The sequence below is a fragment of the Spirosoma fluminis genome (assembly GCF_054778895.1).
Genome location: NZ_BAAGZD010000018.1, coordinates 19,906 through 46,199, shown reverse-complemented (window position 1 = coordinate 46,199; position 26,294 = coordinate 19,906). Strand labels below are relative to the sequence as shown.

General features: G+C 53.4%; 20 protein-coding genes. 15 read left to right on the top strand and 5 right to left on the bottom strand.

Annotated features, from left to right (window positions below; genetic code table 11):
- Nucleotides 1-56: 56 nt before the first annotated feature.
- The 11 genes from ACYVBJ_RS18950 to ACYVBJ_RS18900 all read left to right on the top strand — a co-directional run bounded on the left by ACYVBJ_RS18950 (nucleotide 57) and on the right by ACYVBJ_RS18900 (nucleotide 14,510).
- Nucleotides 57-1,349 carry a nucleotide sugar dehydrogenase gene (locus ACYVBJ_RS18950; protein WP_460983874.1) on the top strand — a complete coding sequence of 431 codons (1,293 nt, stop codon included), beginning with the start codon at nucleotides 57-59 and terminating at the stop codon, nucleotides 1,347-1,349.
- An 18-nt stretch (nucleotides 1,350-1,367) separates the two neighbouring features.
- Nucleotides 1,368-2,756 carry a lipopolysaccharide biosynthesis protein gene (locus tag ACYVBJ_RS18945; RefSeq protein WP_460983873.1) on the top strand — a complete coding sequence of 463 codons (1,389 nt, stop codon included), beginning with the start codon at nucleotides 1,368-1,370 and terminating at the stop codon, nucleotides 2,754-2,756.
- Nucleotides 2,753-3,994: a glycosyltransferase family 4 protein gene (locus ACYVBJ_RS18940; protein WP_460983872.1), complete on the top strand. Its 1,242-nt coding sequence runs from the start codon at nucleotides 2,753-2,755 to the stop codon at nucleotides 3,992-3,994. Before ACYVBJ_RS18945 ends, ACYVBJ_RS18940 begins: the two co-directional genes overlap by 4 nt.
- Nucleotides 3,991-5,103, top strand: coding sequence for a glycosyltransferase family 4 protein (locus ACYVBJ_RS18935; protein WP_460983871.1), 1,113 nt, complete (start codon nucleotides 3,991-3,993; stop codon nucleotides 5,101-5,103). The genes ACYVBJ_RS18940 and ACYVBJ_RS18935 overlap by 4 nt, the downstream gene beginning before the upstream one ends.
- The gene (locus ACYVBJ_RS18930) at nucleotides 5,100-6,455 is read left to right on the top strand and encodes an O-antigen polymerase (protein WP_460983870.1); all 1,356 of its coding nucleotides are present in this window, start codon (nucleotides 5,100-5,102) and stop codon (nucleotides 6,453-6,455) included. Before ACYVBJ_RS18935 ends, ACYVBJ_RS18930 begins: the two co-directional genes overlap by 4 nt.
- A complete protein-coding gene (locus ACYVBJ_RS18925) occupies nucleotides 6,439-7,611 on the top strand; it encodes a glycosyltransferase (protein WP_460983869.1) in 1,173 nt (390 codons plus the stop codon). Before ACYVBJ_RS18930 ends, ACYVBJ_RS18925 begins: the two co-directional genes overlap by 17 nt.
- Nucleotides 7,608-8,285, top strand: a complete 678-nt coding sequence (locus ACYVBJ_RS18920) for a class I SAM-dependent methyltransferase (RefSeq protein ID WP_460983868.1) — start codon at nucleotides 7,608-7,610, stop codon at nucleotides 8,283-8,285. The genes ACYVBJ_RS18925 and ACYVBJ_RS18920 overlap by 4 nt, the downstream gene beginning before the upstream one ends.
- 79 nt (nucleotides 8,286-8,364) lie before the next feature.
- Nucleotides 8,365-9,459, top strand: a complete 1,095-nt coding sequence (gene wecB / locus ACYVBJ_RS18915; RefSeq protein ID WP_460983867.1) for a non-hydrolyzing UDP-N-acetylglucosamine 2-epimerase — start codon at nucleotides 8,365-8,367, stop codon at nucleotides 9,457-9,459.
- A gap of 52 nt (nucleotides 9,460-9,511) precedes the next feature.
- Nucleotides 9,512-11,704: a bi-domain-containing oxidoreductase gene (locus ACYVBJ_RS18910; protein WP_460983866.1), complete on the top strand. Its 2,193-nt coding sequence runs from the start codon at nucleotides 9,512-9,514 to the stop codon at nucleotides 11,702-11,704.
- Nucleotides 11,701-13,293: a heparinase II/III domain-containing protein gene (locus ACYVBJ_RS18905; protein WP_460983865.1), complete on the top strand. Its 1,593-nt coding sequence runs from the start codon at nucleotides 11,701-11,703 to the stop codon at nucleotides 13,291-13,293. The genes ACYVBJ_RS18910 and ACYVBJ_RS18905 overlap by 4 nt, the downstream gene beginning before the upstream one ends.
- Nucleotides 13,290-14,510 carry a glycosyltransferase family 4 protein gene (locus ACYVBJ_RS18900; RefSeq protein ID WP_460983864.1) on the top strand — a complete coding sequence of 407 codons (1,221 nt, stop codon included), beginning with the start codon at nucleotides 13,290-13,292 and terminating at the stop codon, nucleotides 14,508-14,510. Before ACYVBJ_RS18905 ends, ACYVBJ_RS18900 begins: the two co-directional genes overlap by 4 nt.
- A gap of 53 nt (nucleotides 14,511-14,563) precedes the next feature.
- Here the strand turns inward: ACYVBJ_RS18900 and ACYVBJ_RS18895 are convergent, their stop codons facing one another.
- Nucleotides 14,564-15,040 (bottom strand): thioredoxin family protein, encoded by a 477-nt coding sequence (locus ACYVBJ_RS18895; protein ID WP_460977460.1) that lies wholly within the window; start codon nucleotides 15,038-15,040, stop codon nucleotides 14,564-14,566.
- Nucleotides 15,041-15,230: 190 nt separating this feature from the next.
- On the opposite strand from ACYVBJ_RS18895, the gene yihA reads away from it, so the two are divergent.
- Nucleotides 15,231-15,845, top strand: coding sequence for a ribosome biogenesis GTP-binding protein YihA/YsxC (gene yihA / locus ACYVBJ_RS18890; protein WP_460983863.1), 615 nt, complete (start codon nucleotides 15,231-15,233; stop codon nucleotides 15,843-15,845).
- Between the two features lie 97 nt (nucleotides 15,846-15,942).
- Entirely contained in the window at nucleotides 15,943-16,452 is a 510-nt protein-coding gene (locus tag ACYVBJ_RS18885) for a DUF5606 family protein (RefSeq protein ID WP_460983862.1), read from the top strand.
- A gap of 121 nt (nucleotides 16,453-16,573) precedes the next feature.
- On the opposite strand, the gene pyk is transcribed toward ACYVBJ_RS18885, so the two are convergent.
- Both pyk and priA read right to left on the bottom strand, forming a co-directional pair.
- Entirely contained in the window at nucleotides 16,574-18,010 is a 1,437-nt protein-coding gene (gene pyk, locus ACYVBJ_RS18880) for a pyruvate kinase (RefSeq protein WP_460983861.1), read from the bottom strand.
- A gap of 95 nt (nucleotides 18,011-18,105) precedes the next feature.
- A complete protein-coding gene (gene priA, locus ACYVBJ_RS18875) occupies nucleotides 18,106-20,634 on the bottom strand; it encodes a replication restart helicase PriA (RefSeq protein ID WP_460983860.1) in 2,529 nt (842 codons plus the stop codon).
- Nucleotides 20,635-20,843: 209 nt separating this feature from the next.
- On the opposite strand from priA, the gene ACYVBJ_RS18870 reads away from it, so the two are divergent.
- Nucleotides 20,844-22,682, top strand: coding sequence for a hypothetical protein (locus tag ACYVBJ_RS18870; RefSeq protein ID WP_460983859.1), 1,839 nt, complete (start codon nucleotides 20,844-20,846; stop codon nucleotides 22,680-22,682).
- 93 nt (nucleotides 22,683-22,775) lie between these two features.
- Here the strand turns inward: ACYVBJ_RS18870 and ACYVBJ_RS18865 are convergent, their stop codons facing one another.
- A complete protein-coding gene (locus ACYVBJ_RS18865) occupies nucleotides 22,776-23,630 on the bottom strand; it encodes a M12 family metallopeptidase (RefSeq protein ID WP_460983858.1) in 855 nt (284 codons plus the stop codon).
- 484 nt (nucleotides 23,631-24,114) lie between these two features.
- Here ACYVBJ_RS18865 and ACYVBJ_RS18860 point away from each other — a divergent pair, with 484 nt between their 5' ends.
- Nucleotides 24,115-25,122 carry a YpdA family putative bacillithiol disulfide reductase gene (locus ACYVBJ_RS18860; RefSeq protein ID WP_460983891.1) on the top strand — a complete coding sequence of 336 codons (1,008 nt, stop codon included), beginning with the start codon at nucleotides 24,115-24,117 and terminating at the stop codon, nucleotides 25,120-25,122.
- Nucleotides 25,123-25,172: 50 nt separating this feature from the next.
- On the opposite strand, the gene ACYVBJ_RS18855 is transcribed toward ACYVBJ_RS18860, so the two are convergent.
- On the bottom strand, nucleotides 25,173-26,231 hold the full coding sequence (locus ACYVBJ_RS18855) for a GntR family transcriptional regulator (protein ID WP_460983857.1): 1,059 nt from the start codon (nucleotides 26,229-26,231) through the stop codon (nucleotides 25,173-25,175).
- Between the last annotated feature and the right edge of the window lie 63 nt (nucleotides 26,232-26,294).

The following is a 26,294-nucleotide window of genomic DNA, read 5'->3' as shown; positions in this document are numbered from 1 at the left end:
GAAGACTAAAACCGAAAACTAGTATCTATTCCACAACCACTTAACCTAGTCTACACTTGTTCGACGCCTTACTAAGTAAAGAGAAACAAATTGCCGTTATCGGATTGGGCTATGTGGGGCTGCCGATTGCGCTGGCATTTGCCAAAAAATTCCGCGTAATCGGCTTTGATATCAACGAGGAGCGCGTGGCTATGCTGAAGCGGGCCGAAGACCCCTCTCAGGAGATGCCGCAGGCGGCATTTCAAAATACTGATATTACGTTTACCGCTGATCCGGAGGCCTTGCGACAGTCCCACTTTTTCGTTGTAACGGTGCCAACGCCCATCGACGAGTATAAAGTGCCCGACCTCAAACCGCTGCTGCGGGCTTCGGAAACCATAGGCCGCGCCTTAAAGCCCGGCGATTATGTAATCTATGAATCAACTGTATACCCCGGTTGTACCGAAGACGACTGCCTGCCCCTGCTGGAACAACACGCGAACCTGAAGCTCGGCCAGGATTTCAAACTTGGCTACTCCCCCGAACGAATCAATCCGGGCGATAAAGTCCGAACGCTGCCGACAATCCTTAAAGTGGTGTCGGGCAGTGATGCGGAAGCTACGCAGGTGATCACGGCGGTATACCAAAGTATCATTACGGCGGGCGTTTACGTAGCGCCGACGATTAAAGTAGCCGAAGCGGCCAAGGTCATCGAAAACATTCAGCGTGACCTGAACATCTCGCTGATGAACGAACTGGCGATCATCTTCGATAAGATGGGTATCGATACTCAGGAGGTGCTGAAGGCCGCGGCCACGAAGTGGAATTTTCTGCCTTTCACACCCGGTCTGGTCGGTGGGCACTGCATTGGGATTGACCCCTATTACCTGCTTTACAAATCCCGTCAATTGGGGTATGACCCTCAGGTCATCAACTCGGGCCGACGTATCAACGATGGCATGCCCGCTTATATCGCGACCCGACTGGTGCAGATGCTGTTGCAAAAAGACAAAAATCCACGGCAGACAAAGGTGCTGGTGATGGGACTGACCTTTAAAGAGAACGTATCGGACATCCGTAATTCTAAAGTTGCCGATATGGTCCGAGAACTGATGAAATACGCCATCAACGTGCATCTGGTCGATCCGCACGCGTCGCCCAACGAAGTCGCCCACGAATACCGCATGACCCTGATGGATACGCCCTCCAGCAAATATGACGCGGTTATTGTGGCGGTCGGACACGATGAATACAAGGCTCTGGACGTATCGTATTTCAAATCGCTTATGAACGGCGCACCGATTCTGCTGGACATAAAGGGATTGTACCAGGTGAGCGAAGACGACGGACTAGCCTACTGGCGATTATAACCGCTAAACTTTACTACGTTGGTTCATCGAATCGTCCGGGCTTTAGCGGCTAACCTGTTTGGACAGGGGGCTACGCTGCTCATTCAACTGATCAGCGTACCGTTGCTCCTTAGGCAGTGGGGAGCGGTCTATTACGGAGAGTGGCTTTTGCTGGCTACGATCCCGGCCTACCTGAGTTTGAGTGATGGGGGAGTGGTGGCTGCGCTGGGCAATGACCTGGCGATCAGCATCGATCAGCAGGAACGGGAAAAAGCCGCCCGGCAATTGAGTAACGGCCTGGCGGCCGTTACCGGACTGAGTCTAGTATGTGGCACTATGCTGCTGGGGATTCTATGGCTCACTCCCTACCCGCACTGGCTGGGCCTGACCACGACGACAACCGCAGAGGCTCCAATAACGCTGATGGCCTTGTGTCTGTACGTTATTGCTTCTGTTCAACAGGAGTTGCTGAGTAGTGTGTACCGCGCTGAAGGCCAGTACGCCAGCGGGCGCATCTGGATTACCACCACCCGGCTGGTCGAGTTCGTTGTAATGATTAGCATCGTGTCTATGCAGGGTCGGGGCCCGCAGGTCGCTCTTGGGTTTAGCCTTATCCGACTGGTCATGGTAGGGGGCATGTGGGTTGACTGCCAACGGCGGTTTAGCTGGGTGCGGCAGGTTTCCGGGCGCTTAGTTGAGCCAGCGACACTACGTCATTTGCTGATGCCGTCGGCGTCGTTTCTGGTATTTGCCGTGACCAACGCCCTTGTTCTGCAAGGAAGCGTATTATTAATTGGCGCGCTGCTGACACCCGTGCATGTCGTCCTGTATACCACCCTGCGGACCCTGTCGAATGCCGTTCGGCAATTCGTTGGTCTGGTTAATTTTTCGATTTGGCCTGAGTTTACCCTCGCTCTATCGCAACAACGCATGCAAACGGCCATATTCCTGCATCGGGTTGCCCTGCAGACGGCGTTCTGGCTAACGTTTACAGCAAGTGTAGTTTTGATTATATTCCAGAAACCGTTGCTTCAGATCTGGACAAAGGGCGCTGTTCAGCCGCAAACCCCCTTGTTTTCGTTGCTGCTTGTTTCATCGCTTACCCATGCGCTCTGGAATACGAGTGCCCTGACCCTGATCTCCGTGAATCGCCACAAATCCGTTGCGCTTGCGTATTTACTGACCAGTATGGGGGCTTTTGTCGTGGCGACAGGTTTAATTCCGGATTGGTCATTGACAGGGCTGGTTGTCAGCCTCATTGGAGCAGACGTAATCGTGCTGGGTTTTGTGCTGCGCAAGAGTCTTCAACTGCTCGAATCGGAGCGGCTACGTACTCTGCTCTGGCATGTGTTTACCGATTTTGGGTGGCTAAGGCGCCTGGGTAAGATCCGACAGATGGAGTCCCCGTTACTAAACATGAAGGCATGATCGCGGACAGACCATCGACCCTAACCCGTTGTGTAACGGCGCACGTTGGCGCTCGGGATCACTACCAACTCAGTCTGGCTCTGCACGAAGCTGGTCTGCTGGCGCAGTTGGTTACCGAAGCCTACGCGCCCAACTGGCTGCGGCACGCAGCACCCCGACAAGCGCGCAGGCGGTATTGCTCCGGGTTGCCGTCATCGGTGGTATCCCTTTCCGCGGAAGCGCTGGGTTTAACGGCCTTCGCCCGGCTTACGTCGCAGAATTACACCCATCGAATCGATCAGGTTATCAGCCAACGGGCGTATCAGGAAGCAGTCGAGACACAGGCGAATCTGTTTTTGTACAGTTACTACGCGCACTGGGCGTTTCAGCAGGCGCTTCTGGATAACTATCCAGGGCAGCGACTGCTGTTTCAACTGCACCCGCACCCCTACAGCGTTCGGCAGCTGCTGGAAGACGAGATGGAACGGGTGCCCTTTGCGGCCCAATCCATTCGCGACGAAGCCGAGTTTCAACTGCCGCCCAGCGCCCTGGAGTCGCTCGCACTCGAAGCGTCCTTGGCAAGCCATTGTATCACCGCCAGTCAGTTTACGAAAGCGACGCTGGAAGAAAATGGCATACTGGCCGCCCGTATCCAGGTGGTGCCCTACGGGGTCGATGCCGATAAGTTTCCGGTACGCGTCAGACCGCCTGGTTCGGCCGTGTTCCGGATCATTTTTGTCGGGCGGATGAACCAGCGCAAGGGGCTGGCCGATTTGTTAGAAGCGGTTCGGTTACTACGTCATAAGCCGCTCGAGGTTGTACTCTGTGGCCGGGGTTATGTCGATCACGCCATTTTGCGGGAATACCGGGAGCTGCCCGTTCGCGTCCTGCTCGACTTGTCAGCGGATCAGCTGTTGCGGGAGCTGCACCAAAGTCACGTGTTTGTATTGCCGTCCCTGGCCGAAGGGTTTGGCCACGTAATTCTGGAAGCCATGGCGGCTGGACTGCCCGTGATCACAACTGCTAATACGGGAGCGCCTGACATCCTGCAACACCATCGACACGGGGCCATTGTGCCGATTCGTGATCCTTACCGCATTTGTGAACAACTCGAAGCCGCTATTCGTCGGCCGGATGACTGGTTCCAGATGGGCCAGCAAGCCGCCCGGCAAGCCCGCCAATTTTCCTGGAGTCGGTTTCGCACTGCTATTGCCGAGGCCTATCAGGAAGCCACCACTACGTCACCCACCGTTCAATGATGATTAAACCGAAACTCAGTGTCTACACCAACATCCCAACACCTTACCAGGATGATTTCTTTACCGCTTTATCGGCCCATTTCAGGCTAACGGTCGTCTACTATGCATACACGGAGCAAGATCGTCGCTGGCAGTGCGTAACGTCTTCGAAGCCTTACACTAGTGTTTGGCTAGCCGAGGGGCGGCTGACGCGCTGGCTACAGCGCTGGCAGAAAGATTACCACTCCAGCGTATCGATTTTGCAAACGGCCTTTCGGGACGAAGCCGATTACCTGATCGTAAGTGGAGCGTACTGGGTACCGAATACGATCATTGCGATGCTGGCTGCCCGGTGTCGGGGTAAGAAAGTGGCCTTTTTCGGCGAGTGCTTATCCAGAACAACGCCGGGTTGGAAGGCCGGTTTGAAGCGAATGCTGCTCATCCCGTTACGTTTGTTATGCACCCGCATCTTCGCGATTGGCCACGACGCGGCTAGCTCCTACAGGCAGTTTGGCATTACGGCACCGATAACGGTTGTTCCTTATACCGTTAATACAGAGCGCTTTAGCGGAAATCGTCAGTTTGCCGATACGTTCACTTTACTGTCGTCGGGTTCGCTGATTCAGCGCAAAGGAATGGACACAGTCATTCGGGCCGTTAAAGCCTTGCAGGGTGAAGCTTACGCGCACCTTCGTCTGCAGATTGTTGGCGAAGGGCCCGAACGGATTGCGCTACAGCGGTTGATCGACAAGGATGACCGAATTGCATTGACGGGGTTCAGTGATGGGGATGCGTTAGCCGATTGCTTTCGCAAGGCCGACGCATTTGTGCTGGCCTCGCGCTACGATGGTTGGGGGGTGGTGATCAATGAGGCCATTGCGGCTGGCTTACCAGTAATTAGTAGTGAAACGGTTGGTGCGGCCCGCGAGTGGGTTCAGCACGGCGTCAATGGGTTTATCTGCCCACCCAACGATGTTCAGGCGTTCAGCGATGCCATTCGCCGGGTTGTTGATGAGCCGCAACTTCGCCAGCAGCAGGCCGAGTTCAACCAGCACTTTAGCCAGCAAACCAGTTCCGCCCACTACGCCCGGATTGTGTATCAGACCGTTTTAACGGATTTGCAGTCGTGATCTGGGTATATGCCTTACTGAATGCCCTGACGTTAGGATGGGGTTTTCGGTACGCCCGGCAAGTGGGTCTGCGGCAGGTGATTCCGTTCGTGGTTTGCCTGGCGCTGCTGTTGATCTACTGCCTGATAACGCCCATGGCTTTTTACGTGTCTGACCGTGAAACCGTAACGGGCGATTCGGGGGCGTTTCAGTTTGTCGGTAAAAGCATTCGGGCGTATTACGAACCGGGGATGCTGGCGTATCTGCTGGCTAATTTCTGCTTTGTGACCGGCTTTACCTGTAAAAAGCTGCCCCTGGTTGAGAAGGAGCCGGGCCTGGATGCGGCCTCACTGGCTTCAATACGTAGGGTGACGGTCGGTTTATACGCGCTGTTCATGATGATTGTGCTCGGTGACATAGCCGTAAGCGGCATCAACGTACTGGATGTGCTGCTCGGGCAATCGACGGATAGTCTGATGACGTCTAAAAGTGTGACAAACACGTATTACTTCCGGGCGTTTGCCGATTCAATCATCACGACGCTGGTGGTGTATGCGTACCTGAACGCCAAACCCCTGCGGCTACTGGCGCTGCTTGTCCCGGCCTTCATCTTGTTTGCCCTACTGGGGTTCCGGTACCGGATCATTTTGACCCTGCTGGGTCTGGTGCTCGTTTTCGGGATGAACCAGCGGGTGCCCGGTACCGTGTGGCGCTGGGGCGGACTGGGGTTGGCGCTTCTGTACGTCGTTCTGACGATTACCTACAACCGCTGGTTTTTTATCACGGGAGCTTACGACCGCATCACGGTTAACCCCACCGAGTACGATTACAGTCTGTTTCTGGACCAGACGCGCGGGTCGCTGGCCGACTTTAACCTCCTACGCTATTACGCCGAAAACCCGGAGACACCGCATGATTATGGCCTGTCGATGTTTGGGTACGTCTTTATTCGAATCATTCCTAAACAGTTCTTTCCGTCGGGCGAAAAGCCGTATCCCTCGCCGTATCTGGACGTACTGGACCGGTCGCTGGAACTGCCGCGAACGTGGGTACGTATCGGCGAGGCCAATTTGCACTACGGTGCTTTTTACGCTGGTTTCGGCTGGTTGGGTTTCCTGATTCTGCCGTTTCTACTGGGGCTGTGGATTAACTACGTGGTTTACCGGAATCCCGCAGATACCTCAATCGGTTTCCTGACGCAAATCATATTTTCGCTGGGCCTGTTTCAGCTCATTACGCGGGGCTACTTTCCGCAGTTCATCGACCATTTGGTGTATCTGTTTATTCCGCTGTGGCTAATTGGCGGTCGTTTGCGGCAGACAGGTCGAGTCAGTTCCCTCCTTAATCCATCGGTCCATGAAGCTGTTTATTAACGCCATCAACCTGTCGTCGGCTGGTGGACTGACGGTTACCTTGAATTTTCTGAAGGAACTGCAAGCCTGCCGGCCCGACGACCTGATGGTATACGTAGCGGCTCCTCGTCACTGTGGGTATGAGTCGCTGGAATCCGTGTATTTGCGGTTGCTCTGGGTACCGGACGGGGCAAACTATTGGATCACGCGGCTGTATACCGATTACGTTTGGGTACCGGCTTTAATCCAGCAGCTTGAACCGGATGTAGTCTTTACGATGGGCAATTTTGCTACGCCCACGCCGGTCCGGCAGGTGCTGCTGCTCCATTACCCGCATCCGGCTTATCCCGATGATCAGGAAGTCTGGAGACGTTTAGGTTGGTTGGGAACCCTTAACGTTCGGGTGCGTAATTACGTGTTTAGCCAGCGACTGCGGTACGTTGATGTGCTGCTGGTGCAAACGGAAACGATTCAGAAGCGCATCCGAACACGTTATCCGAAGGTACCAGCCATCCGACTTTTCCCGAACGCCTATACGCAGCTGACCGGTAAGACTGAGTTCCGGCTACCTTTCAAAAAAGAAGACAATGTTCGATATATGCTGTGCCTGTCGCGGTATTATGCGCACAAGAATCTGGAGATACTGGTCGAGGTGGCCGACCTGATTAGCCAGCGTAATCTGCCGTACCGGCTGTTGATAACGGTTGAGCCGGAGCAGCACCGGAAGGCCCGCCAACTGATTGATCGGATTGGGCGACAAGCTGGACGTAAGGTGTTGATTAATATCGGCAACGTTCCGACTGAGTGTGTGGCGTCGCTGTATGAACAGGTTGAGGGACTGCTGCTGCCAACCCTGCTGGAGTCGTTCACAAGTACCTACGTGGATGCTATGCACTTTGGGGTGCCCATCTTTACCTCGCGCCGGGATTTCTCGGAAGAAGTCTGTGGCAACTGTGCGTATTATTTCGACCCGCTTTCGGCCGAGGATATTCTTTCTACCCTTCACAGAGCGTTCAATAACCCGGCTCAGTTGGAGAAACACATAGCCAGCGGGCGTCGGCGTTCTATGAAACTACCAACCTGGACAACCGTGACCCAACTCGGTTTACGTACCATGGAGAAATTGCATAATGAGTCAATGATGCCTCGGCAAACCCGTACCGATACGTTTGTATGAACGCTGTAGACTATCATAGCGCCATTGCCCATGAATTTGCCAGCCGGTATGAGTCATCGGCTGCGTTTCAGGAGCGGTATCGTGTCTGGACGGCGTTCTTCGAGCAATATATCGTATCCGGTAACCATGTCCTCGATCTGGGCTGCGGTTCGGGTGTATTCAGCCGCTACCTCGCCGGGAAAGGCTGTCTGGTGACAGGCATTGATGGATCCGAACCAATGATCAGCCTCTGCAGGCGAACGAAAACATCGCCCATGTTGCAGTACTACGTACAGACAATTCCGCTCGAGAATGCGGGGGCGTACGCGGGCCAGGATGTTATTATCGCGTCGAGTCTGCTTGAATATATCGATGAGATGGCGATCGTTTTACAGCAGATAGACCAGATGTTGAAGCCGGGCGGGTTGCTGCTGGTCTCTATGCCGAACCGGCAGAGTCTGTACCGCCGGATGGAGCGGCTGCTGTTTCAGTTGACCGGTTACCCACGCTACTTCGCTCACCTGCGTAACGTATCAACGGCAGCCCTGCTCAACCAACAACTGACCGAACTCGGCTTCGAGGTGCTGGATGTCGCCTATTTCTCCGGCACTGATCCGTTGTCGACGCTATTGAAGCGCTTATTACCTAAAGAATATGTCAATAACCTGTTTGTCAGCGTCTACCGAAAATCATGAATGGCGATGAGTCTACCGTAACCGAAATGTAGCGACTACCACAAGCCGCCACTTTACTTAATCCGTATCCCACCGTTCTATGAAATTGATTACTGTTGTTGGGGCAAGGCCAAACTTTATAAAAGTGGCCCCCTTGCACCAGGCTTTTGCGGCTTATCCGGCTGTAGAATCCAAACTTGTTCACACGGGCCAGCATCACGATGCTCAGATGAGCGACGTCTTTTTTGGACAGCTTGACTTACCCCAGCCTGACTATCACCTTGGCGTTGGCAGCGGCACGCCCACTCAGCAGACTGCCGACATCATGCTCCGGTTTGAGGAGGTCATTACAATCGAACAACCCGACTGGGTCGTGGTCGTTGGGGACGTAACGAGTACGCTGGCGTGCGCCTTAGCTGCGGCCAAAATGCATATTCGGGTGGCCCACGTAGAGGCCGGTCTGCGCTCGGGTGATCGAGGCATGCCGGAAGAAATCAACCGTATCCTGACCGACTCGGTTGCTCAGCTGCTCTTCGTGACCGAGCAGGCGGGCCACAAGAATCTGTTGCGGGAGGGCGTCGATCCCCAGCGCATCCACTTTGTGGGCAACGTCATGATTGATTCGCTGGTTAAATACCGGCCAATGGCCGCTGAACTGAACGTTGTCCATAGGCTACAGCTTACGCCCGGCGAGTACGTATTCATGACGATGCACCGCGCGGCCAATGTGGATTCTGCTGGTACGTTGCAACGAATCCTTCAGATTATAGCCAATACTGCTGCGCATAAAACCGTCGTGTTTCCCCTGCATCCGCGCACCGAGGCTAACCTGATTCGATTCGCCTTACTCGATCAGCTACGGGCTATTCCGAACGTCCGATTACTGCAACCGCAGGGCTACCTGGAGTGCCTCAACCTGATGGAACACGCGGCCATTACCATTACCGATTCAGGCGGCATCCAGGAAGAAACGACGTATTTGCAGGTACCCTGTCTGACGTTTCGGAGTACCACCGAGCGCCCGGTTACCACTACGTTGGGGACCAACCAGCTCCTGAGTGACCTTAGCCCGGAAACGGTGCAGCAGCGGGTCGCAAAGATCTTGGCGGGCGACATTAAACGGGGGCAGATTCCACCCCGCTGGGATGGTAAAGCGGCTGAGCGAATTGCTGCTATTCTGTCGGTCACCGCTTAGCCGTCAGCGACTTCTGACGTAGCGTTTTCCCTTTTCCTAAATCAGATCTTGCATGAAACAACTTATACAGAATCTCAAAACGGGCGAAACCCTGTTAGCCGATGTACCGGTTCCGCAGGTACAGCCCGGCCAGGTGCTGATTCAAACGCGCCGGTCGCTGGTCTCGCTGGGTACCGAGCGGATGCTGGTCGAGTTCGGGAAGGCTAATCTTATCGCGAAAGCGCGTCAGCAGCCCGACAAGGTCAGGCAGGTCCTCGAAAAAATTCAGTCCGATGGTCTCCTGCCCACCCTCGAAGCCGTTTTTCGCAAGCTCGATCAGCCGTTGCCGCTGGGGTACTGTAATGTGGGAACGGTGCTGGCCGTAGGGGCGGGGGTTACTGATCTGCGCCTGGGCGATCGGGTGGTTTCCAATGGCCCTCACGCTGAGGTGGTGTGCGTGCCGCGTAACCTGGTCGCTCTCATACCGGACAACGTCAGTGACGACGAAGCGGCTTTTACCGTGATAAGTGCCATTGGTTTACAGGGAATTCGGTTGGTGCAGCCGACGCTAGGGGAAACCATCGTTGTGCTGGGCCTGGGATTGATCGGTTTGCTAACGGCCGAACTGCTCCGGCTGAACGGCTGCCACGTGATCGGGATAGACGTTGATGCCGCGAAGCTCGATCTGGCGCAGCAACGGGGCATTCTCACCGCATCTCCTGCCGATGGGTTCGATTGCGTTAAGACCGTACTAGCCTTAACGAATCAGGTTGGTGCGGATGGCGTGATCATCACTGCGTCGGCCAAAACAGATGAACTGATCTCGCAGGCTGCCCGGATGAGCCGCAAACGAGGCCGTCTTGTACTGGTAGGCGTAGTAGGACTAAATCTGAGCCGGGCTGAATTTTATGAAAAAGAGTTAACCCTTCAGGTATCCTGTTCCTACGGCCCCGGTCGGTACGATGCTGCGTATGAACAACAGGGGCACGACTATCCGCTGCCCTTCGTCCGCTGGACAGAGAACCGAAATTTTCAAACCATCCTGCAACTGCTGAGCGATAAGCGACTGGTCGTTACGCCCTTCATTACGGAGATTGTGGCGTTCACGAGCTTCAACGAGATTTACGGCGAAATTGACCGGCCTGGCCGGATTGCTTCGCTCCTCCGGTACCCCGAACAGGTTGATTTGGCTCCAACGCTCGTTATGCGGGAAGCGCGCTATCAATCGGGAACCGCTACGGTCGGCATTATCGGGGCGGGTAACTTCACGGGTGCTACGTTACTGCCCGCTCTGAAGGCCGCCGGGGCTCAGATCAAAATCATTGCCAGTGCGGGCGGACTCAATGCTGCGCTGCTCGCCCAGAAGTTTGCCATCGCCCAAAGCACGACGGATTACCGGCACGTACTGGATGATCCGGAGGTCGACCTGTGCATTATCACGACGCGGCACAACAGTCACGCTCAGCTAACCATAGAGGCATTGAAAGCCGACAAACATGTATTCGTTGAAAAACCACTGGCCCTGTACGAGCATGAACTGACCCAGATTATCGATACGTATCAGACTTCGAATCGGGTGGTACTGGTTGGCTTTAATCGCCGGTTTTCGCCGTATGTTCAGAAAATGAAGGCGCTGCTCGGTGGACCCCGGTCAAGTCAGGTGCCGATGAACGTTGTCGCTACGATGAACGCGGGCTTTGTTGCCGCTACCTCCTGGGTGCATGATCGGCAAGTGGGCGGAGGTCGTATTGTCGGTGAAGCCTGTCACCTGATTGATCTCATTACGTTCCTGACGGGTAGTCAGGTGGCCAGCGTATGCCTGAATGCGATGGGAGCGCAGCCCGCCGAAACGACTGATTCGGCCTCTCTGTTGCTCCGTTACGAAAACGGCTCAACGGGCGTTGTTAACTATTTCAGCAACGGCAGTAAAGCTTACGCCAAAGAGCGGGTTGAGGTGTATGCGCAGGATCGGACACTAGTGCTGGACAATTTTCGGAAGTTAACCGGCTACGGCTTTCGGGGCTTTTCGAGCCTGTCGGGGCGGCAGGACAAAGGGCATGCCGAGCAGATGAAGCGCCTGATCCAGCAGATACAGGGTAGCGGTTCCGGAGACGCGTTGATTCCGTTTGCAGACATTGTAAACACCACGCAAACTGCCCTGGCCGCGATGATTAGCCTGCGCGAAAAACGCTGGGTCGACGTATCGAGCCGGCAGATTTGCCAGCCTGAGGAGACTGAAGAGAAGAGCCTCATTGAACAGCTATGAAATTGATAGGCCGCCTATGGCGAACGGTCCGGCATCTGAAGGGCAGGCAGGTAACGTATCAGGTCGTGAATCGACTGCGCAGCCGCGCCGTGTTACGCCTGCCCGAAACCGTACCTGAAAACCAGTTTCTGCACGTACCGGAAGCGGCTAAATCCGTGTCCTGGCGCGATGGAACATTCACGTTGCTAAATCAGTCAGTGAATCTCGCTTGTCTGACGAATTCAGCGGTCCGGAAGGGATTGAACTGGAATTATGCCGCGAACGGCAAGCTGTGGACGTACAACCTGAACTACTTCGATTTCCTGAATCAACCTGATTTGCCCACTCATCAGGGGCTGGACTTTATGCTAGACTTCATCCGTCAGACGTCCGGCATAACCGATGGGCTGGAGCCGTATCCCACCTCATTGCGGATTATAAACTGGGCGCAGTTCCTGAGTCGGAATCAGATTCGGGACAGCGCAATCAACCGGCATCTGTTTGCCCAGGCCGACCTGCTGAACCGACGTCTGGAGTATCACCTGACGGGTAATCACTTGCTCGAAAATGGGTTTTCTCTCTTGACGGCGGCTCTCTATTTCCGGCATAAAGGCTGGTGGCGAAGGGCGGCTGAACTTGTTCGGGCGGAGTTAACGATACAGGTTCTGGCGGATGGTGGCCATGACGAACGCAGCCCCATGTACCATCAGGTTCTGCTTGACCGGTTACTTGACGTATTACTGGCGCTCAGGAACGACCAATGGCAGAACGACTCCGCTTTCGTTAATTTTTTAAGCCAGAAAGCGAAGCAGATGCTCAACTGGCTGCGAGCGGTGACGTTCACCAACGGTGATTTGCCGATGGTGAACGATGCCGCGTGGGACATTGCCCCGACAACTGGGCATCTGGTCGAAAAAGCGCAGCATATTGGCATACATATCGAGAAAAGTCAGTTGGTCGAAAGCGGTTACCGGATGCTGCGGGCGGGCCGGTACGAGGTTTTCGCCGATGTGGGGGCGATTGGGCCGGATCATCAGCCCGGTCATGCCCACGCCGATACGCTTTCGTTTGTGCTGTATGTGGATAACCGGCCCCTGATTGTGGATAGCGGTACGTCAACGTATGAATTAGGGCTTCGGCGGAAGTGGGAGCGAAGTACAGCGGCACACAATACTGTTGAGGTAAATGGCCAGAACTCGTCGGAGGTGTGGGCTGGTTTTCGGGTGGGTTGGCGGGCGCGGGTAACGGTCATAGGCGAGACCCCGACGATGCTGACAGCCCGGCATGATGGCTATACGCAACTAGGCGTCACGCACGAACGAACCTGGTTTGTTGGCCCCGCAACAGTTCAGCTTACCGACCGACTCCTGGGAGTAGGCAGCCCGCCGGGTGTAGCACGTTTTCATTTTCACCCCGACATAGTCGTGAGGATACTGGATGATACGGTACTGGCAGGACCCGTGCAGTTGTCGTTTCGGGCTGAGGGGCCCTTCGCCTTGCGCTTAACGAACTACAACATGGCGGCTGGCTTCAATCGGCTGCGGACCGGCCAGTGTCTGGACGTATCCTTTCTGCATTCACTACGTACCCTTATAACCAGACCGATATGAAGATTCTGTACTTAACCTACTACTTTGAGCCTGACCTTAGCGCTGGCTCGTTCCGAAACACCGCCCTGGTCAATGAACTGGCTGCGCAGCTCGGTCGCCACGACGAAATTCATGTGTTTGCGGCTCAGCCCAATCGCTACCGGTCTTACCAGCAAACCGCTGCTGATTGTGAAGAACGGAGCACAGCCCACGGGTGCCGGATAACGATCAACCGTATTCCTGTCGCTGCGCACGCCAGTGGCCTGTTAGATCAGGTGCGTTGCTTCATTACGTATTACCGGGCCGTCTGTCGCCTGACCAAAGACCGGGAGCCTTATCAGTTGGTCGTGGCCTCATCGTCGCGGTTATTTACGGCTTTTCTGGGCGCACGTTTAGCCCGGCGAAAGCCATCAGGCAATCCGCGTATTCCGTTGTTTCTGGACATCCGCGATTTGTTCCGCCAGAATATTCTCGAAATGCTCAGGCACCGCTCGGTATATGTCCAGCCAGTTCGGATGGCCTTAACGCCGGTTCTGTGGGCGGTCGAACAATATACGTTTCGGTCCGCCAAACACATCAATCTGGTGTCCGAAGGGTTTCGATCCTACTTTCAGTCCTTTACCCAGGCTACTTATAGCTACTGTACCAATGGTATAGATGAGGAATTCCTGACCGTACCAGCCAGTGAACCGGGTTCGCACCGATACCCGAGAACGGTTCTGTACGCGGGTAATATTGGTGAGGGGCAGGGGCTACACAAGATCATTCCGAGAGCGGCTCAACAACTCGGTGACGCCTACCGCTTTGTGGTGATAGGCGATGGTGGCGCAAAGACGAAACTGAAACAAGCGATCCAGACTAAAGGCGTCACAAACGTCGAACTCCGGAATCCGGTCAACCGGACCGAACTGCTGGCCGAATACCAGACCGCCGATTACTTATTCGTGCATCTGAACGACTTTGAAGCCTTCAAGCGGGTGCTTCCGTCGAAACTCTTCGAATGCGGAGCCACCGACAAACCCATTGTAGCGGGTGTAGCGGGGTACGCAGCCCAGTTTGTCCGCGAACACGTTAGCAATCACATACTGCTTGAGCCCGGTGACGTAACGAGTCTGGTGCAGCAGTTACGTCAAACGCCGTATAAGACGCAACTGCGCCCCGAGTTTACGCAGCGATTTCAGCGTAAAACCATTACAAGAAAACTGGCTCAATACGTTCTCCAACTCGTTGGCAACTAAAAAGCCGACTCGATGCATCGAGTCGGCTTTTTAGTTGCCAAATGTTATAAGCTTTATTTAACGCTTTTGCCAATCGCAATCAGACTCTCCGGCGATTGGTAGCCTAACACTTTCTTCAAAACGCGGCCATTGCCGTCGATAAACAACAGCGTCGGGTAAGCTTCCAGCGGATAGACCTGCGAAAGGGCCGGGCCTTCGCCTTTTTCCATATCCATTTTCACATTGATGAATTTACTGTTGTAAAAATCGCCTACGTTCTTCTTCGTGAATACGTTCTTCTGGAGCATTTTGCAGGGCTGGCACCAGCTTGCGTATGCGTCCAGGAAGATCACCTTTTTCTCGGCCTTCGCCTTTTTCAGGATTTCCCGCCAGGATGCGTCGGTGAACTGAATACCTTCAGCACCGTCTGTTGTCAGCCCCGGCTTTTTATCGCCCACGTAGTGCAGACCGGTTGTTGACAGGGCCGCGTTGGTCGACCCGGAACCGAGCCCTGCGAACAGGATGGTCAGTACCCAAAAAACGTTCTTCATAATTAAACCGGCGCACCGGTGGTCTTGTAGTTTGCTCGTTAATAACGTAACAATTAGCCGCTTTCGTTTCCTGCTGCTAAATTGATTTATATGGCAAATTAAGTGAGATCTGTAATAATCACAAATCACAAATCATGTGCCATTGTCGGTATTCTTTGCGAACTTTGCGGCCGTTTTAGCCAGTAACGCCATGCCTGTCAAACAAGCCGAATTCTTCGTTAGCAATTCTGATCCAGCCAAGTGCCCCAAGCCCGACCGGCCGGAGTACGCGTTTATTGGTCGCTCAAATGTGGGTAAGTCGTCGCTGATTAACATGCTGACGGGGCGCGCGTCCCTGGCGAAAATATCGGGTAAACCCGGTAAGACTCAGTTGATTAACCACTTCGTTATCGACAACGAGTGGTACCTGGTCGACTTGCCGGGCTATGGCTACGCGCAGGTTAGTAAGGTTGAGCGAGAGAAGTTTGCGGCTTTGATTGATGGCTACCTCACCAGTCGTCCGAACCTGCTGTGCATTTTTGTCCTGGTCGATTCGCGCATCGAACCCCAGAAAATTGACCTCGATTTTATGAGCAATTTAGGCGAACGGGGGCTGCCGTTCGTGATCGTGTTTACAAAAACAGAGAAACTGGGCGTCACCAAATTGAAGGCAACAATCGAGGCTTATCGAAACAAACTGCTTGAAACCTGGGAGGAGGCTCCCGAAATGTTCATCACATCGGCGGTTACGTCGGCCGGGCGGGAAGATATTCTTTCGTTCATCCAACCCCTGAACCAGCAATATAAAAATAACCCACGCCACTGACCATCGTGGTCGATTACTGAGTACCCATTCAACCAATTATTACAATAAAAAAGCAATACGCCAACCAAAACAGGCGTTACCAGTTTACAAAGTATCTATGGAAGCATTAAAAACAATTGCCAACGTTGCCGGCTACAGTGGTCTGTATCGTATTTTAAAACCTGGTCGGGCAGGCGTAATCGTAGAGTCGCTGGATGACAAAAAAGCCAAGACTATGATGGGCCCAACCGCCCGTGTCTCGGTGCTGAACGACATTTCTATTTACGTCGAAGGCGGTGAGGAGCAGTCGGTCCCGCTCAGTGCGGTGCTGCTGGCGGTTCGTGAAAAGTACGGTGATGCACTGCCCATTGATTCGAAAGCGTCGAACGATGAGCTGTCGGATTTTATGACTACAGTGCTGCCCGATTACGATCGCGAACGGGTTCGGCCAACCGACATTAAAAAACTGGTTTCGTGGTATGGCATTCTGCGCCAGTACGTACCCGAGTCGTTTGAAACAGCAGCGCCTGAAGAAACGAATGCGGCCCCAGAAACCGCGTCCGATACGTCAGAAGTCGCTACCGCTGAAGCAGCAGATGAACCAAAGGCGGAAACGCCAACCGAATAATACGTTGATCGTACTGACTGCGTAGTTCGTACGACCAACCAACGTCTCCATTTTCAGTGAGAACAGAAAAGCCGCGATGACCCTTGGTTTCGCGGCTTTTTAGTGCTTACTCGGTTCGGTATTAATCGACCGTGCTCAGCTTCACCGTATTGGTTCGGCGCGCCTGCGTCAGCGGCATACTTAACGTATTGATAAAAATATCGCCCGACTGGAGCTTACCCCGGCTGATGAGCGTCTGCTTAATGCCTTCAACCGTCTGATCGATGGTCAGATTGGCATCCGGCTCATACGGCAGTACCTGAACACCCCAATATAGACCGAGGGTATTCCGGAGCTGCGCATCGTTCGAGAATACGAACAGATCAGCCTTGGGGCGATGGTGCGAAATTCGAACGGCCGTATAGCCCGAATTGGTAATGCCGATAATAGCCTTGGCTTTGGTGTCGCGGGCCAGGCGGCAGGCGCTCATCACGACGTTGTCGTTGATTGCGTTTTCGCTGGGCTGCTCGTTGACCTGCGCGTGGTAGCGATAGTAAATTTTGTCGGTGGTCACTTCAACCTGCCGAATTGTATTGGCCATGCTTTCAACCGCCAGGATCGGGTACTTACCCGAGGCCGTTTCGGCGCTGAGCATCACCGCATCGGCGCCATCCATTACCGAGTTGGCAATGTCATTAATTTCGGCGCGGGTTGGGCGAGGAGCGTCGATCATGCTTTCCAGCATTTGCGTCGCCACAATGACGGGCTTCGCGGCCCGATTGCATTTTTCAACGAGCATCTTCTGAATCATGGGAACCTCTTCGGCGGGCAGTTCCACACCCAGGTCACCCCGCGCGACCATCAGGCCATCCGTGGCAGCAATGATCTCGTCGATGTTCTGAATCGCTTCGGGTTTTTCGATTTTGGCGATTACCCGGCTGGTCTTGCCTTTCGATCGGATATAGTCTTTGATCTCGATGATCTCGGAAGCTTCCCGAACGAACGACAGTGCAATCCACTCGGCGTTGTTTTCCAGACCAAACTCCAGGTCTGCCCAGTCTTTTTCGGTAACTGCGGGCATCGAAACCTTTGTGTTGGGCAGATTTACGCCTTTTTTCGATTTCATAGGGCCGCCATATACCACTTCCGTGATTACGTCGGTGCCTTCTTTCCCGATTACGCGCACTTCCAGCTTGCCATCATCCATCAGAATGCGTTCGCCAGGATGTACGTCTTTGTACATGTCTTTGTAGGGCGTACTGACGCGCTCGGCGGTTCCGACAATATCGTCGTTAGTGAAGACTAATTTATTGCCGGGCAGCAGCATCACGCCATCTTTGTTTTCGACGTTGCCGATCCGAATTTTAGGACCTTGTAAATCTTGTAATACGCAAAGGTTCAGGTTGTGTTCCGCGTTAATTTCGCGAATACGGGTCAGCCGCATCAGATGATCTTCGTGCGTGCCGTGGGAAAAGTTGAGCCGGAAAACATTTACCCCAGCTTTGGCTAATGCCAGCAATTGTTCTTTCGTTTCGGAAGCTGGGCCAATGGTGGCCACAATCTTGGTTTTCTTGGACATGAGGGACGGGAAAATTGGGCAAAATGGCCGAAAGCCGGTGCAAAAATAACCGGCTGTGATAATATACGGTGGTGTTCGCCGAAATTTTACAGGCTTTACAAACAATCTACATCGGCCACGATGCTAACCTGCCGGAGGCCTTTGTCGGTCAGGATGTCGTTGATGCGTTCCTGGATATACGCTTTAACGGCTTTAACATTTACCTTGTCGCGTTCGATTTTCACGAGAATATCGAACAGAAACTGGTTCCGAATCCGTTCAACCAAGGGTTCCTCGGGGCCGAGAACGCGGCTGCTGCCGAGGGCATCGGTCAATTCGGCCGTAAGGCGCTCAGCAGCCTGGTGGCTAATGGCTTTGTCGGGGTGGCGAACGGTTAGTTTGATCAATCGGCAGAATGGAGGGTAGTTAAAATTCTGGCGCTCCTGAATTTCTTCCTCGTATAAGCCTTTGTAATCGTTCTCAATAATTTTTTGCAGGATAGTTTGCTGCGGGTTGTTGGTTTGAATCAAGACGGTGCCTTGTCGACCCGCCCGTCGACCCGCCCGGCCGCTTACCTGGGTCAGCATTTGAAACGATCGTTCGGTGGCCCGAAAATCCGGGAAATGAATCAGGCGATCGGCATCAAAAATGCCCACTAAGCTGACATTGTCGAAGTCCAGGCCTTTGGTGATCATCTGCGTGCCAACCAGCATATCGACCTGACCACCTTCAAACTCCTGAATGATTTGCTGATACGCGTTTTTGGCGCGCGTCGTGTCCAGATCCATGCGCAGCACCCGCGACTGGGGAAAGAAAATCTGAAGCTGGTCTTCCAGCTTTTCGGTGCCAAAGCCGATGGTACGTACCTTCGTGGAGCCGCAGGTAGGACACACCCGTGGTACGGCCTCTTTGTGACCGCAGTAGTGGCAGCGAAGTTCAGCGTCGCGCTGGTGATACGTTAAACTAACCGCACAGTTGGCGCACTCGGCCGTCCAGTCGCAGTCTTCGCACTGCATATAGGGTGAATAACCCCGCCGGTTCTGGAACAGGATACTCTGCTCTTTGCGCTCCAGGTTCATCTCCAGGGCGTTGAGCAGCGCCGACGAAAACTCACTCCGCATGGTTTTCTGCTTTTTTTCCTGCTTGGTATCAACTAACAGAATACGAGGTAGGGTGGCTTCGCCAAAGCGCTGGAAAAGCTCAACTAAACCGTAACGACCCTGCTGGGCCTGGTAATACGTTTCCAGCGAAGGGGTGGCCGAACCTAATACTACTTTGGCTTGCTGCCAGTGTGCCAGCATCATCGCTACGTCGCGGGCGTGGTAGCGGGGAGCCGGATCGTGCTGTTTATAAGACGTTTCGTGCTCTTCGTCGACGATGACCAGCCCTAAGTTATCGAAGGGAAGAAACACCGATGAACGCACGCCGATCACAAACTGGTACTGCCCCGACACGACGCCCTTCCAGACTTCAACCCGCTCGTTGTCCGAAAACTTTGAATGGTAAATGCCCATCTTGTCGCCGAATACCCGTTGTAGGCGGACAACGATCTGCGTCGTGAGCGCAATTTCGGGCAAGAGATACAGCACCTGCGAACCACCCGCCAGCGCCTGCTGAATCAGGTCGATATAGACTTCGGTTTTGCCGCTGCCCGTGATTCCATGCAGCAGGACGATGTTCTGGCGTTCGAAATGCGCCATGATCTGCTGCGACGCTGCTCGCTGCGCATCTGTTAGTTTAATCTCGACCTGTGTCCCCGGATTCGTGTCGGAAAACCGGGGCTGGATCACCTCGAACGTCTCGAAAACCTGGTTCTTGATTAAGGTTGTCAGCGAGGACTGCGAAATTTCGTCGTCCTGATTCAGGATCGTTTTGTCGAGGCCTTTCTGGTTGAGGGCTGAATTGATCTGAACCGGTACGTGGCGCAGGTAGCGCATGACGACTTCCTGCTGTTTGGGCAGCTTTTCGAGCCGCTTCAGCAGTACCAGAAGCTGTTCTTTCTCTTCGTAATTCGGGTGCAGCCGAACTTTGCGCACCATTTTGGGAATGTACTTTTCTTTAACTTCTTCAAAAACAATGACCGCTTTCTTGCCGACCAGCGATTTGATGAGCGCGGGTACGTTGCTGCCTTCGCCCGCCAGCCGACCCAGTTCTTCGTACGATAAAGCCGGGTGCTTTTTTAACTCGTTGAGCAAGGTTTCCTCGAACGAAGTGAGCAGCTCGGGGTAATCGAAATCAGGGTTAAACTGAACCTTCGACTGGCTGGAAATTTTAAGACCCGACGGTAGCGCTACGTTCATGACGTCGCCGATGCAGCACATATAATATTCAGCCATCCAGCGGAATAACTCGAGCTGGTAACTGTTTACGAGTGGGTATTCATCCAGCACTTCGGAAATATAACGAGCCTGGTAGGCGCTGGGCGGGGAGTTGTGGAGCCGGGCAACCACGGCCGTCATCACGCGGCCGTTATTCTTGCCAAAGGGGACAATAACCCTGGCACCAATTTTGAGCGTATCGGCCATTCCGCGTGGCACCCGATACGTAAAAAACTTAGGGACCGGGATGGGCAGAATCAAATCGGCAAAGAAGGTTATTTCCTCAGCGTCAATTGACGAAAATAACGTATTGTATAGGTTTTCCACGGAGTCCACAAGCCAGCCAGTAAATATACAGCTATTTCAGCCCCAGACTGGCAAGAATTTTGTCTGCGATGCTGATGCTCGTTTAAGTCTACTGAATCAGATAATAAGTAAATCTACCTATTTTCTAGAACTAAAAGCTTGGCCGAGCAATCGTGTTATCCGGCTTCATAAACCGGATAAATAAAATCCTCAAACGAACAGCCTCGTTTATGAAAAAAATTTACTGGTTAAGGACTGGTCTCCTCACGGCCCAGTTCATGGCCCTGCTATTTGCCTGGGCCAACCCTATCCGCGCTTACGCCCAGCTAAATAGCGCTGCGTTCCACGATTACGACTCAAATAGTCTTCGCTCAGACACATCGCCGACCGAACCAAGTGCAGCAGAAACTACAGTATTAACCTTTGTCGATCCTGGCAAAATCTTAGGATCGACTAAAGCTGATACAGATGAAAATTACTCATCGCTCAATGGCGACGCACCCGCCGGGAATCTCCTTTCCATTAAGTTCACGAATCTGCCCACAGGGTACTATGCTAGACCCTATGGTGGCAACAGCAGTACCAGTGTTCAGTTCGTAAAAACACCCGCGTTCAATGTCAGCGTCGGCGTAAAAGACCCGGTCGGCTATGATCTGGGCGTTTATTCCTGCCCTGAGCTAATCAGCGACGAAGACACGATTTTGGCCTGCTCAGGCCAGAAAATTTTTCCACTGGGGGTTAGGGGGCTTCATGTCAATCCGGAGGAATCCGTGCGGTTCGTCGTCTTTACCAGTCCGCAGTCCGGCACGGCCATGTACGGTCTTGGAGGAGTAGTGATTGGTACAGTAAAGCCCAACGCCAACAATCGGGCCGAATTGCTTAATCCCAGCGTGAACACAACGAACAATAGTTCATCCGTAGCTACGCGGTACATCTACGCGATTATTTACCCGACTCCTCAAAGCCCCGACTGCCGACCCGCCTACGAAACCGTGTTGCTGATCAAGCCGCCGGTATCTGCTTCGGCAACAGGTGGTCTGCTTACCTGCGCAGTCGCCCAGGTAAGCTTGCCGGGAACTGCTCACAATGCCGCCGGAGATACAGTGACCAGCCATGTCATTTACAGTTGGCGTGGACCCGACGGCTTCTCGACCGCTGAGCAAAACCCAGTGGTTTCGGTAGCAGGCACCTATACCTTAACGGTGACGACGCTGTCGTGTCTGGGTCAGCAAAGTTCGGCGCTGGCCGTAGTTGCCGCCGATACGGTCCGGCCCAGCCTGATTGCTTTGGGGAGTGGGTTGCCGTGTGTAAACTGTGCCAGCAGCTTGTTTGCCGAAGCGCCGGAGGCAACGTTACGTTGGACCGGGCCGGGTGGTTTCACCAGTACCGTTGCCGAACCGGAAGTGAGCATTCCCGGTACCTATACGGTGACGGCCACGGGGGCGAACGGTTGTCAAGTAGACCTGGCCGTTGAGTTACTGCCAGTCGATCAGGAGCCTTGCTTGCCCATTACCGCTTTGGCCGTGGGAGGTCAGGTAAGCTGCGCCGTCGCTCAGGTCAGTTTACACGCTGAGGCCCGCAACCCCGATGGGGCCGTGCTGACCAGCAATATTATGTATAACTGGCGCGGTCCCGACGGGTTCACCAGTGCGGAACAAAACCCGGTGGTGTCGGCAGCGGGCTCGTATAGCTTAACGATTAGTCGGGTCGACTGCCCCGATACGCCCGCTACTGCCCGCGCCGTTGTTACGGCCGACACCGCCCGTCCTGAACTCATCGCCTATGGAGGAGCTTTGCCCTGCCGGGGTGCGGGTTGTACGAGTACCGTATACGCGGAGGCTCCGGGTGCGACTTTATTCTGGAACGGACCCGGTAATTTCACCAGCACCGAAGTGGAGCCGATTGTAACGCTGCCCGGCGAGTACACTGTAACCGTCACTGGAACCAACGGGTGTGAGATTAGCCAGACGGTAGAGGTGTTACCCGCCGATCAGGACCCTTGCGCCGATTCGAGAATCCACTGTGTACCAATCTTTGTAAAACAAACGAAGACAGCTCGGAGGTTCTAGCCGCCAGTTAGCCGACACATCCGGAAGCGCTGTTGTCCCGACGGAAGCGTTTTTTACGTATCGTTCCATCGGATCAACAGCGCTTCCAGGTGCTTATGGGTACATGGCCAATACGGTGTTAATATCCGTAACTGATAAGGCGTTACGTTGGATTGTAAAGGTTGTTCCATTTTTCCGGGTGATGGTCGGGAGGCCGTTTACCGAGAAATCGTAGGAACCGTAGAGCATAATCGACCCAAAATCGAGTCCGCCGGGAGAGTCAAATCCATCGAAACCGCGGGTGGAGTACGTATCGAAGTCACTTTCATAGCCGGGCCGGACGTTCGCCATATTCACCGTTACGTAGGTGTCCCGATCGGCCCGGGTGTGTTCGTGCCACAGCCCGATGGTGTGACCAATCTCATGGATGGTGTTCCCCGTTGTGCACCCGTCGCCTAACGTAACGTATTGAAGTCCACCCGAGTAACCAACGTTGGATGAGCAGCCGTTGCCTTTCTTGAACAGCACGTAACCCCGCTGCGTAGTGCGCTGAACGAACCGGATGGGCGTATTCGCTTCCCAATGAGCAATGGCATTCAGCACACGGGCCTGATTGGGCAGGGCGGGGTCGATGCTATAATACACGACTTTTCCCGGCCAGCGAGCGGTTGATTTCGAGCGTCCCGTACCTTCTGTACTGACATCGATTCGATCTTCCAAATCGTCGGGCGTAAGCAATATATCGCGTTCGAAAACAGCCTGCCCATTAATCAGGCGATACTTAATCTTCTGCTTGTTCAGATAGGCCGTTTGCAGCGAACCGTGCTGATCGGGAAACGCTTCTTCGGCCTGACTGCCCTGAACAACCGGGGCTATACCAGCCGTTCCGGATTCAGACTGGTCGGGCGAGCAGCTTAACAAGCTAACCGTAGAGAGACAGACGAGTGCGGTAAAACCTGTAATTTTCATAGTTGAGTTGGTTGTTAATTAGGTGAATGTGAGTTGAGTAAACAGATTATGCGGGAAAACGCAGCAGATAGCAAGTTGTTTAAGACATAGGTAGTTCAGGGTGAGCTGTTTACTTAATTAATCGAGTAGTATAGTGGGCCGTCAAGTCGGCCCATGTAGGGGCCTACGCTATACGGAGGGTGTATACGTGCACAAATTTCGTCTGGATGTTCTCGAAATATTTGCTTTGGTAATATTTATTAAATGGTTATATGTACACTTACTTTATAGTTTATAAATATTATAAAATAAGTTATTAAAAAAGCTAATATTTATACTTAACGAGGATTAGATAGGGTGCAGCAGCGAGGCAGAATTCAAAACGGTATGGCATCAGCCTGTGAATCTTTGCGACGGTCCCATCGTTCTTAACGTAGCAGGTATTCCTTTTTGAATGAGTTTGGTTTGGTAAGGTGAATAAGCCCTTATGAATGATTTAGGCAGTATGCAGGTAGTTGATGTACTCATAGTAGGTGGGGGGCCCTGTGGCTTAGCTGCCGGTATTGAAGCGGTCAAATCTGGGTTGAGCCATTTGATCCTGGAAATGGGTAGTCTGACCGAATCGATTCGTCAGTATCCACGCCGGATGCGGTTCTTTTCCACGGCCGAGAACATCGAAATTGGCGGGTTGCCGTTCCCGATCTCAGGCGTAAAAGCGGGGCGCGATGAAGCGCTGCAGTATTACCGGAAAGCAGCCGCTTATTACAAACTCAATTTCAAGTTATTTCAGGAGGTTTGGGAGGTTAAAACAGAAGCGGATGGCCTGTTTACCGTTCTGACCAAAACCGGCGACCGGTATCAGGCGCGGAAGGTGATTATGGCTACCGGCTATTTTACCCGACCACGGTGGCTCGGCATTCCGGGCGAAGACCTGCCGCACGTATCGCATTACTACGACGAACCGTTTAAGTATTCCTTCACGAATGTTGTGATCATCGGCGCGTCTAACTCGGCCGTTGAAGCGGCTTTGGAACTGTACCGGCACGACGTAACGATTACAGTTGTTCACCGGGGCGAAGACTTCAGAAGTACGGTAAAATACTGGCTGGTGCCCGACGTGAAGAACCGCGTTAAAGAAGGTAAAATCAAAACCGTGTTTGACTCAGTCGTCACCCAGATCGACGAACAGAACGTAACGGTAAACAACCTGAAAACAGGCGAAGAATCGCAGATTCCGGCCGATTTCGTATTTGTCTTAACCGGCTACATACCCGATGCCGACCTGTTGCGTCGCTGCGGCATCGACCTTGATCCAACTACGCAGGTACCGGTTTACAATAGAGAGACCTTTGAGACGAACATCCCGGGCTTGTACGTGTGCGGCACGGTACTGGCCGGCATCTACACCGAAAAAGTCTTTATTGAAAACGGGCGCGAACACGCGCAGTCGATCATCGACCACATCATGGGCCGGGAGGTGCATAAAGTCGCTGACCTGATCCAGCGGATTTAACAAAATCGAACCGGGCAACGATCACTGTCCTTGCCCGGTTCGATTTACGCTTACAACGAATGTCGCACAATGAGCCGAAACGGGTTTTCGACATGAAGCGGGCAGTTGTCCCGAATCAGGCGAGCGGCCGTGCGGCCCATCTCGGCAAAATCAGTCGACATGACGGTAATGCCATCCAGAATAACCTCCTTCACGGGCGTGTCATTGTAGGACAGAATGCCCACGTCCTGCCCCAGCTTCAGCGACGTTTGCTTGATTTTCTTCACCAGCGTTACCAAATCATCTTCCATTAGATTAATGTAGGCGTTTCCGGCTTCGATCGGCTCTTCGTCCGGGTTGTAGATGGTCCGGGCTTTGAAGTCGTGCGCGTGGCAAAATGAGTAGAAGCCATTCAGAATAGCTTTTGGATGGTAAGTTTGTGCCGGGAAAAGGATGTTCAGCGTATGGTATTTACGTAGCAGCGGCAAGGCTTCGGTCAGGGCAAATTCAATGTCGGCCTGAAAGTTCTGATACACCGCGGCATACGTCCCCGTAATCCCCTCGACAAACTTGTCTAAGATTACCAGCTTGTTTTTGGGTAAGGCGTTGATAATCGCGCGGGCTTTGTCTTCCTGATCAAAAAAGTGAGGAATAATGACGTAATGCGTATGCCCGGCGTTATCCTGATGAATCAGGTTGCTGAAGCGCTGAAAGTCATTGTTATACACATGAAAGTCAATGGATACGTCTGGCCCGAGGCTTTCGATCAGCGCATCGTAAATGATCTTTTTATGTGTGCTGAGCTTATTGAACAGTAAAAAAACTTTGAGCTTATGACCAATGGGGGTGTGGCAAACGTAGAAGCCTTTACCGTTTACCGATTCGATAATCCCGTTCGTTTTAAGCAACCGATACGCTTTTTCGACCGTGCCGTGCGAGATGTCAAACTCGCCACTCACCTCATAAATAGAGGGCAGCTTATGGCCGGGCGAAATAGTCTGGTTCTCAATGCCGTCGATGATTGAGTTATAGATCTGCCAGTATTTCGGAGTTTCCGAGCGACTATTTATTCGAATCTGGCTTAGTCGTACCGTAGTAGTGTCAGCGTCGAGCGGGGTAGATGCGTTCATTGGCAGCCTAAGGTAATGAATAAGGCAATGAATATAGAGTAACAGCCCTGGCTATGGGTTACC

Excerpts from the sequence above, each read along its gene's own strand:
- ACYVBJ_RS18940 (WP_460983872.1), top strand. The coding sequence starts at position 2,753 with ATGATCGCGGACAGACCATCGACCCTAACCCGTTGTGTAACGGCGCAC.
- ACYVBJ_RS18935 (WP_460983871.1), top strand. The coding sequence starts at position 3,991 with ATGATGATTAAACCGAAACTCAGTGTCTACACCAACATCCCAACACCT.
- ACYVBJ_RS18925 (WP_460983869.1), top strand. The coding sequence starts at position 6,439 with ATGAAGCTGTTTATTAACGCCATCAACCTGTCGTCGGCTGGTGGACTG.
- ACYVBJ_RS18920 (WP_460983868.1), top strand. The coding sequence starts at position 7,608 with ATGAACGCTGTAGACTATCATAGCGCCATTGCCCATGAATTTGCCAGC.
- wecB (WP_460983867.1), top strand. The coding sequence starts at position 8,365 with ATGAAATTGATTACTGTTGTTGGGGCAAGGCCAAACTTTATAAAAGTG.
- ACYVBJ_RS18910 (WP_460983866.1), top strand. The coding sequence starts at position 9,512 with ATGAAACAACTTATACAGAATCTCAAAACGGGCGAAACCCTGTTAGCC.
- ACYVBJ_RS18905 (WP_460983865.1), top strand. The coding sequence starts at position 11,701 with ATGAAATTGATAGGCCGCCTATGGCGAACGGTCCGGCATCTGAAGGGC.
- ACYVBJ_RS18900 (WP_460983864.1), top strand. The coding sequence starts at position 13,290 with ATGAAGATTCTGTACTTAACCTACTACTTTGAGCCTGACCTTAGCGCT.
- ACYVBJ_RS18895 (WP_460977460.1), bottom strand. The coding sequence starts at position 15,040 with ATGAAGAACGTTTTTTGGGTACTGACCATCCTGTTCGCAGGGCTCGGT.
- yihA (WP_460983863.1), top strand. The coding sequence starts at position 15,231 with ATGCCTGTCAAACAAGCCGAATTCTTCGTTAGCAATTCTGATCCAGCC.
- ACYVBJ_RS18885 (WP_460983862.1), top strand. The coding sequence starts at position 15,943 with ATGGAAGCATTAAAAACAATTGCCAACGTTGCCGGCTACAGTGGTCTG.
- pyk (WP_460983861.1), bottom strand. The coding sequence starts at position 18,010 with ATGTCCAAGAAAACCAAGATTGTGGCCACCATTGGCCCAGCTTCCGAA.
- ACYVBJ_RS18870 (WP_460983859.1), top strand. The coding sequence starts at position 20,844 with ATGAAAAAAATTTACTGGTTAAGGACTGGTCTCCTCACGGCCCAGTTC.
- ACYVBJ_RS18865 (WP_460983858.1), bottom strand. The coding sequence starts at position 23,630 with ATGAAAATTACAGGTTTTACCGCACTCGTCTGTCTCTCTACGGTTAGC.
- ACYVBJ_RS18860 (WP_460983891.1), top strand. The coding sequence starts at position 24,115 with ATGCAGGTAGTTGATGTACTCATAGTAGGTGGGGGGCCCTGTGGCTTA.
- ACYVBJ_RS18855 (WP_460983857.1), bottom strand. The coding sequence starts at position 26,231 with ATGAACGCATCTACCCCGCTCGACGCTGACACTACTACGGTACGACTA.